Annotated in this window: 6 protein-coding genes and 1 tRNA gene; 1 reads left to right on the forward strand and 6 read right to left on the reverse strand. The window is 52.9% G+C overall.

Going from position 1 to position 8,446, the window contains the following annotated elements; genetic code table 11:
• From IM284_RS22755 to nac, 3 genes are all read right to left on the reverse strand, one after another.
• Positions 1 to 1,171: hypothetical protein (locus IM284_RS22755; protein WP_193055955.1), on the reverse strand; the 1,171-nt coding region annotated here is incomplete at its 3' end.
• 161 nt (positions 1,172 to 1,332) lie between these two features.
• On the reverse strand, positions 1,333 to 2,283 hold the full coding sequence (gene cbl, locus IM284_RS22760) for an HTH-type transcriptional regulator Cbl (RefSeq protein WP_047367870.1): 951 nt from the start codon (positions 2,281 to 2,283) through the stop codon (positions 1,333 to 1,335).
• Between the two features lie 96 nt (positions 2,284 to 2,379).
• Positions 2,380 to 3,297 carry a nitrogen assimilation transcriptional regulator NAC gene (gene nac, locus IM284_RS22765; RefSeq protein ID WP_028013742.1) on the reverse strand — a complete coding sequence of 306 codons (918 nt, stop codon included), beginning with the start codon at positions 3,295 to 3,297 and terminating at the stop codon, positions 2,380 to 2,382.
• A 320-nt stretch (positions 3,298 to 3,617) separates the two neighbouring features.
• On the opposite strand from nac, the gene IM284_RS22770 reads away from it, so the two are divergent.
• Positions 3,618 to 3,693, forward strand: a tRNA-Asn gene (locus IM284_RS22770).
• A gap of 145 nt (positions 3,694 to 3,838) precedes the next feature.
• On the opposite strand, the gene ldtA is transcribed toward IM284_RS22770, so the two are convergent.
• The 3 genes from ldtA to IM284_RS22785 form a co-directional block, all read right to left on the reverse strand.
• A complete protein-coding gene (gene ldtA, locus IM284_RS22775; RefSeq protein ID WP_045260382.1) occupies positions 3,839 to 4,735 on the reverse strand; it encodes a L,D-transpeptidase in 897 nt (298 codons plus the stop codon).
• 61 nt (positions 4,736 to 4,796) lie between these two features.
• Positions 4,797 to 7,490, reverse strand: coding sequence for a cation-transporting P-type ATPase (locus IM284_RS22780; RefSeq protein WP_047367871.1), 2,694 nt, complete (start codon positions 7,488 to 7,490; stop codon positions 4,797 to 4,799).
• 47 nt (positions 7,491 to 7,537) lie between these two features.
• A complete protein-coding gene (locus IM284_RS22785; protein WP_047367872.1) occupies positions 7,538 to 7,969 on the reverse strand; it encodes a universal stress protein in 432 nt (143 codons plus the stop codon).
• Positions 7,970 to 8,446: the final 477 nt, after the last annotated feature.

Consider the following 8,446-nt stretch of genomic DNA (forward strand, 5'->3'; position numbering starts at 1 on the left):
GTTGTAACTGGTATTCTTCGGTAGAGAGCAAAGTTAATCGTTCTTTGACTCGCTCACCGCATGACGCTATCTCTTCAATAAAATCAATATCATAAAATGGAAGAATTTCTTTAGTTTTGTTATTAAAAACGATGACTTTGACGCTATGAGCATCCAGAACTTCAATGAATTTTTTATCACAGGTTAAGATTGCGGGAAAAAAGAATGCCGCGTTTTTATCAATATTTAAGGTAATAACAAATTCGAGAAAGCGCTGATGGCGAAGATCCCAGGCCATACCTCTAACGTACTCCCAAAATCCCGCCGTATTACGGTTCACTTTGTGAAAAAAGGCTTCCTTAGAACCATTTTCAAAAAAACGCTTAGCGAGCAAAATCTCTCTAATGCCAAAGAAATGGGCTTCATTGTGAGTAAATTCTAGCAGTTCGAGTAATTTTTCCTGCACCTGCTTAGCACTTGTTTTTGGGTTCCGCAGGTGAATCGCGCACATTTTTAACACATATACATATAAGCGATTATAGTCACGAGCCAGCTCTTCCATTAGCGACTTATTTATAAACTCATAATTTTTACGTGCCATATATTGCTGCGTTTTAGCTATAATTTCCTGTTCAGACACATTAAATTTTAACTGCCTATGCTGCTGCCAAGCCGCAACATCCAGGTTGCGTAACATCTCATAAGCTCGAATGCGTTCGAAGATTTTTTCCTGTTTATTGAGATCGCTAAAATTACAAAGATTTTCGAGTTCATACAGCAAAGGATCAACATTGACTTCCTCTCTGGCGATGAAGTCAAAAATTTCTTCAAAATCATCGGGAAGTCGCGATCTTTGCCCTTCAAAGAAAGGCTTAAGATAACTTAATACCTGCGTATCGAGCGAGATAGAATAGTCGATGGGAAATGTAACGCGGTTACCAGAGATAAACATTTCTCTGAATATGTCTGGTGTAAGAATAAACACATGCGGCGTTTTGAATAAGCTACGCACGGCAGAACCACTGCTGAAGTTCCTGTTAACCGATAAGCCCGGAGTCGCACCTTTCTCCGCTGCAAAAATGAAGGTATAATCGTCAAGATAGTGGTAATAGAGTGCATATTGTTGAACAGCTGCCTCAAGATTTCCTGAGTGGCAGATATCATAAATAAAATCATGAATAACATTTGCCATTGTGCCCTCCCGGCATCGACCTAGCCTCCATTTTTAACACGCCTAAGCTTTTGCTATCAATATTCAGTATTTATTCCTGCATGCATACTTCATAAAATTTATGCCGCGATACTAACGCACCGGGCATAAACGATAACAGACTGCTTGTCTAAGTTGGATTATTAAATCTGATAATCAATCGCCACTTCTTCCGGCTCCATTACCTGGCGTTTGATCTCGTCCACCGACAGCCCGGCATTGCACAGCTCGATAAAGCGCCACACATAGTTGCGCTGCAGCTGCCCGCGCTTCAGGCCCAGCCACACGGTATTGGCGTCAAACAGATGCCGCGTATCCAGGCGCACCAGGTTCCCGTCTTCGCGTTCTCCGCTGGACTGTTCCGCCACCAGGCCAATGCCCAGACCCAGCTCGACGTAGGTTTTGATCACGTCAGAGTCCTGCGCGCTCAGCACGATGTCCGGCGTTAATCCTTTACGGTTGAAGGCCTCGTCTATGCGCGAGCGTCCGGTTATGCCCTGGCGATACGTAATCAGCGGCCATTTCGCGATCGCTTCCAGCGTCAGTGGTGAAACCTGATTCAGCGGATGATCGACCGGAAGCAATAAGCTGTGGTACCAGCGGAACCAGGGAAAGGCCACCAGCAGCGGGTCGTTGCTCAACCGCTCGCTGGCAATGCCGATATCTGCCCCACCGTTTTGCAGCAGCCCTTCAATTTCCTGCGGCGTGCCCTGGATAAGCTCCAGACGGACGTCAGGGAAAAGTTCGCGGAAGGCTTTGATCACCGGCGGCAGGCTGTAGCGCGCCTGGGTGTGGGTGGTGGCGATGGTGAGCACGCCGGAGGCATCGTTGGTGAAGAGATCCGCCAGGCGACGCACGTTGCTGGCCTCGTTGAGGATCCGCTCCGCGATGGTGAGCAATGCTTTACCCGGCTCCGTCATGCCGAGCAGCCGCTTGCCGCGGCGGATAAAGATCTCTATGCCCAGCTCCTCTTCCAGCTCGCGGATATGGCGGCTGACGCCGGACTGAGAGGTATAAAGCATATTGGCGACCTCGGTCAGGTTGTAGTCCCGCCTGGCCGCCTCACGGATAATTTTAAGTTGCTGGAAATTCACGATTCACTCCGGCGCATCTGACATAGCTCTATTGTTAGAGTCAGCCGAGCTGCAGAACAAATAATAAAAACCAGCATCTTATGCTTTTATGGAATATCAGCTCACGAGCTGGAGTTCACGGTTCTCAAGCGATGGCTTGCTGACCAGCGACATCAAAATCTCTTTTACTGCCTGCGCCTGAGGCGACAGCGAGCCGCGAGCGGACATGTTCAGCGACAGCGGCAGGCTCATCGAAGGCGTGGTGATCCGCGCCATCCAGCCGTTTGCCGCACCGCACAGCGAGCGCGCGGCGGATTCCGGCAGTACGGTGACACCCATTCCGCTGGCAATGGCCGCGGTCAGCGTGGAGATCGAGTCGATTTCGCCGATGATTTTGGCCGTCAGGCGGCGCAGGGAGAACGCTTCGTCCACACGCACGCGCACGGCGCTGTAGTCGCGCGGCAGATAGAGGTTCATCTCTGCCACGGCGGTAAGATCGACGCTCTGGCCCGGACAGTCGCGGGTGCCCACGAGGTAGAGATCTTCCTTGAGCAGCGGCTGGCTGGTGATCCCGGCAACCGGGGAGCGATCGTAAAGGACCGCCATGTCCAGCTGGCCGTTGAGCAGCTTGTCATTCAGTACAGAACCACTGTTTTCATGCAGATAGACCAGCACTTCCGGAAGCTCAGCGCGCACGGCCTGCAGAAGCGGCATAGTGATAGAGGACGCCGCCGTTCCCGGCGCCAGCCCGATAGAAACGTGCCCGCTCAGGGTCTGGCCCACATTGTTCACCGCCAGCTGCGCCTGTTCACACTGACGCAGGATAGTGCGGGCGTGGGTATACAGGATCTTGCCTGCTTCCGTTGGCGTGACGCCGCGTTTGGTGCGGATCAGTAACTGCTGATCCATCTCGCCTTCCAGAGTAGCCACCTGCTGGCTCAGCGCAGGCTGCGCGATGTGCAGCACTTCTGCCGCTTGAGTCAGGCTGCCGATATCGACGATTTTTACGAAGTATTTCAGTCGTCTTAAGTTCATTTTGCCCCCTGTTCGAAATGCATTGCCGGAACCGGCTGTCGTTGTTGAACAGGTTTTGCAATATGAATGCCACTTTTACCGTGCGGTCTGAATTGTTCGCTAACCGCCTGAAAATAAGGAAACCTAATCATGGAGGGGGGATTTATTACTGAAACAGCAGTTTACGATCTGCCCCATTAGAGGTATATCCGCACCATTACGGTGCATTCCGCTGTCAAAAACATCATTTTGCCGATTTTGTCAGCAAACGATCAAAAGGCGTTGATCCACCCTTTGACAAGGCGAACGCAGGTCGATAATATGCGCCCCGTTCACACGATTCCTCTGTAGTTCAGTCGGTAGAACGGCGGACTGTTAATCCGTATGTCACTGGTTCGAGTCCAGTCAGAGGAGCCAAATTTGAAAAGCCTGCTTTTAAAGCAGGCTTTTTGCTTTTCTGCGCAAGGTAAATGCAAAACGGCAACTGGGTTGCCGTTTTTAGTGTGTTCCCCCTCTCCCGTGGGAGAGGGTTGGGGTGAGGGCACCAGCCCGCACTATGCCCTTACATGCCGATTTTAACCGGCATCCCCGACCGCCGTTCCAGTTCAGCGCCCGCCCCCTCGTTTATCAACTGTGTCTGCTGTGCGGCGGAGATGGGCAGAGGCACTTTCCGGCTCGATTCAAATTCCGCCCGATTACGCGACAGCGGTTCGTGAACCTCCACCCAGCGGCTGCCGTCCGGCTCCGTGGTCACCTTAACGGGCCGATCGATAAGCTGCACGCGGGTGCCCACGGGGACATTATCGAAAAGATATTTAATGTCGTTGTTACGCAGACGAATACAGCCCTGGCTCACCCGCAGCCCAATGCCGAAATTGGAGTTTGTGCCGTGTATGGCATATAGCCTGCCGATATATATCGCATACAGCCCCATCGGGTTATCCGGCCCGGCGGGCACGAAGGCGGGCAGCGTTTTCCCCTCTGCCGCATAGGCACGACGCGTGTTCGGCGTAGGTGACCAGGTGGGGCCCTCCTGCTTGCGCTCAACCGCCGTGACCCAGTTACGCGGGGTTTCGCGACCGGCCTGACCAATGCCGATGGGCAATACTTCAACGGTATTGCTGCCCGGCGGATAATAGTAAAGACGCATTTCCGCCACGTTAACGACAATCCCCTCGCGCACGGTGTCGGGCAAAATCAGCTGCTGAGGAATGACCAGCCGGGTGCCGGATTTGGGCAAAAAAGGATCCACGCCCGGGTTCGCTTCCAGCATATTGCTGAGCCCCAGCCCGTGCTGTGCAGCAAAGGCCTCAAGCGGTAACGTATTGCGCTCGGGAACGGTGATGGTAATCGGGGTTCCCACCAGCCGACTGCCTTCCGGCGGCAGGGTATAGGTTACGGCAAACGCACTGGGAACAGCGGCACACAGCGTAAGGACGAACCAGGTAAGTCGCATCATAATTTCCTGTGCTCACAAAAGAGAAAGCCTGGACTCAGGCAGGCTTTCTCAGTTTACGCTATTACGCTTCGATTTTACGCCATCTGCGCGTCAGCACTTTTTCCGCCTCGACAATAAGGAACATCACAAAACCAATCAGGAAGGTAATGACCCAGTAGCGGAACGGCAGCGCTTCGGTGCCAAACAGCATCTGCATGAACGGGGCGTAAATGATAAGAAGCTGTAGCGCCAGCAGTACGCCGCTCACGATCCAAATCCCTTTATTCGCCAGCAGACCTTTGCTCAGCGAGAAGCCGTCATTAACGCGACAGTTGAGCATGTAGAACCACTGCGCGGTCACCAGGGTTTGCAGCAGCACGGTGCGGATGAATTCCGCCGAGTAGCCGCGCGGCTGTAGCCAGGCTTCCAGCACGAAGGCGCTAATGGCAATCATCAGACCGACAAACACCACGCGCCAGATAGCGTAGCCGTCCATCACATGCAGATTCGCCTTGCGCGGTGGCCGATTCATGATGTCCTTCTCACCCGCTTCAAACGCCAGGCCAAACGACAGGGTTGCTGACGTCGCCATGTTCATCCACAGGATCAGGACCGGCGTCAGCGGAATCAGGTTCCCCGCCAGCAGCGCGATGATGATCAGCAGGGCCTGCGCGATGTTGCTCGGGATAACGAACAGAATCGTTTTTTTCAGGTTATCGTAAACCCGCCGTCCCTCGTGGACCGCACTGGCAATGGTGGCAAAGTTGTCATCCGTTAACACCATGTCGGCGGCTTCCTTGGTGACCTCAGTCCCCTTAATCCCCATGGCGATACCCACATCCGCCCGCTTGAGCGCCGGGGCATCGTTTACGCCATCCCCGGTCATGCCCACCACTTCCTGTTTACTTTGCAGGGCCTGCACGAGGCGGAATTTATCCTCCGGGCTGGTTCGGGCGAAAATATCGTACTGCTGCGCGGCGTCGCTCAGCTGACGGTCATCCATCGCCTCCAGCTCGCGTCCGGTGATCGCGCTTGCGGCGTTACCAATCCCCAGCATTTGCCCGATGCTCATGGCCGTTTGCGGGTGGTCGCCGGTGATCATTTTCACGCGAATCCCGGCCTGCAGACAGTCGGCAATCGCGGTAATGGCCTCCGGACGCGGCGGATCCATCATTCCTGCAATACCCAGCAGGATCACGCCATCATGGAGGTCCGGGTGATCCAGCTCGCGCTGTCCCTCGCGGGCAGGTTTCCAGGCCGCCGCCACCATGCGCAGCCCTTCCCGGGCATACTCTTCAATCTTCCCTTCCCAGTAAGGTTGATCGAACGGCTGCAGTCCGTCATTCGTCTGCTGGTACTGACAGAGGCGGAACAGGACGTCCGGCGCGCCGGTGATTAAAATCGCCTCTTCTTCACCCAGTCGGTAGAGCGTGGACATGTATTTATACTGCGAATCAAACGGGATTTTACTGCGCATTTCTGTATCAAGCGGTGGGAGCGGGATTTTCGCCGCCAGCACCTTCAGGGCGCCCTCGGTTGGTCCTCCGGTGATTTTCCACAGCCCCTGCTCGTCTTTGATCAGCTGGCTGTCATTACAGAGGTCAATGGTGCGCAGGTAGCGTTCCAGCAGGGAACCCTGCGTCACGCTGACGGGCGTCGGGTCATCTACTGGGTGAATATTCCCCACCGGTTCGTAGCTGTCGCCCTCCACGCGATAGGTCGTGTCAGCGGTAATCACCGCTTTGACCGTCATTTCATTCATCGTCAGGGTGCCGGTTTTATCCGAGCAGATGACCGTCATTGCGCCCAGGGTTTCCACCGTGGGCAACTTGCGAATAATGGCCTTGCGACGCGCCATGGCCTGTACGCCAAGCGAAAGGATGATGGAAATGATGGCTGGCAGGCCTTCCGGCACGGCGGCAACGGCGAGGCTGATAAGCGACAGCACCAGTTCAGAAACCGGCATATCCCGGAACAGGAGGCTAAAGACGAACAGCGCTACCATCATCACCAGGATAGTGATGAAGATGGTCTTACCGAGCTTGTCCATCTGCACCATCAGCGGCGTGCGGTGCTTTTCAATGTCGGACATCATCTGGTTGATGTGGCCAAGCTCGGTCTCCCCCCCGGTGGCCACCACCACGCCTTTACCGCCGCCGGAGCTGACGGTGGTGCCTGAGTAGAGGAGATTATAGCGATCGCCTAAGGGCAGTTCCCCGCTTAACGCATCGCTGTTTTTCTCAACAACGGTGGATTCGCCAGTCAGGATGGCCTCCTCCACGCGAAGGTTATGCGCCTCAATCACGCGCAGGTCCGCAGGGATACGATCCCCGGCGCGGATCACCACGATATCGCCCGGGACCAACGCCGTAGTGGGGATCGTTTCATGATTCCCCTGTCGTACCACCACGGCTTCGCTGGAGAGCATATTGCGAATACTCTGCAACGATTTTTCAGCATTGCTCTCCTGGATATGGCCGATCAGCGCGTTAATGATGGCAACCCCGAGGATCACAAACATGTCTACCCAGTGGCCCATAAAGAGCTTAAGCAACGCGGCCACCAGCAGAACGTAAATCAGTACATCGTTAAAATGCGCCAGGAAGCGCAGCCAGGCGGGTTTACCCTTGTTTTGCGGTAACGCATTCTCACCATGCTGCTGAAGTCGGGCTGATGCCTCAGTACCACTAAGTCCTTCCAGAGTGGAGTGGATATTCGACAGGGTTTCATCAACGGTTTGTTGATAATACGGACGTTCAGGTTTTCCTGTTTTCATTGTTACTTCCTCAGGTTCTATTCAGAAATCACCTTGCTTTCATGAAATTAACGAATAACGAAAACAGGAACATGGGCGTAACGAACAATACTTGCCGCCTCCGATCCTAACAAATGGGTTTGAATATTTGGATTTCGGGAGCCGACGATAATCGCGCCAGCAGTAAGTTCATCCGCCAGCTTAATAACCTCATCACGAACATTTCCGCTGCGAACATGGAGGTGAACGCGCTCTTCTGGCAAATTCAATTTTTTGACCAGGTCAGACAGTTTTTCTTTTGAATTATTAATCATATATTCATCCATCTTTCGCGCATCTGAAATAAAACCGCGCGTCAGCTCGGCTGAAAATTTTGGCATGACGTGCAGCAAATGAATGTCACCCAATGCGCTTTGCGCCAGAAACTGTGCATGCTGCAACGCTTTATCCGCCAGGCTTGTCTCGTAGACATCCACCGGAACGAGAATGTTTTTATACATATCGAGCATCCTTTTTATAACCAACATGAGAGTGAATGAAGCAAAAAAACGCATTAAATGCAGGGGATTGCCCTTAATGCCAGTTACGGTAAAAGAGATGAATAATATTAAACGTAGCACAGGAATTTCAGGTTTAGCGCGTCCCCACTGCTAATGGTTATTTAACATTTATCTTTTCGCCGACTATGCTCATAGTGAGTTACCGCTTCCGGCTCATGGAGGAATGTATGTATGGCATAAGCCTGATCCGACTGGGTATGTTTATTGCGCTTGCCATTATCGCCTGCACGGCGATTGGTTTATTTACCTATATGGTCGTCACTGTTCTGGCAGAATAGTGTCACCCCTGTCCAGGTTATGGAATAAATAAAACAGTTATTTATTAGGGGAATACAGTGAACCGCTACCTCTCTCTTTTACCGTTCGTTTTGTTAACGCTCACGGCGTGCGATCCTAAACCTGAACAAGCCTCCCCCC

Source organism: Enterobacter cloacae complex sp. P12RS, assembly GCF_014895875.1.
Classification (GTDB): Bacteria; Pseudomonadota; Gammaproteobacteria; order Enterobacterales; family Enterobacteriaceae; genus Enterobacter; species Enterobacter bugandensis.

What these genes read in the sequence shown, in the direction of transcription:
- nac (WP_028013742.1), bottom strand. Translation starts at nt 3,297, where the DNA reads ATGAACTTAAGACGACTGAAATACTTCGTAAAAATCGTCGATATCGGC.
- IM284_RS22780 (WP_047367871.1), bottom strand. Translation starts at nt 7,490, where the DNA reads ATGAAAACAGGAAAACCTGAACGTCCGTATTATCAACAAACCGTTGAT.
- ldtA (WP_045260382.1), bottom strand. Translation starts at nt 4,735, where the DNA reads ATGATGCGACTTACCTGGTTCGTCCTTACGCTGTGTGCCGCTGTTCCC.
- IM284_RS22785 (WP_047367872.1), bottom strand. Translation starts at nt 7,969, where the DNA reads ATGTATAAAAACATTCTCGTTCCGGTGGATGTCTACGAGACAAGCCTG.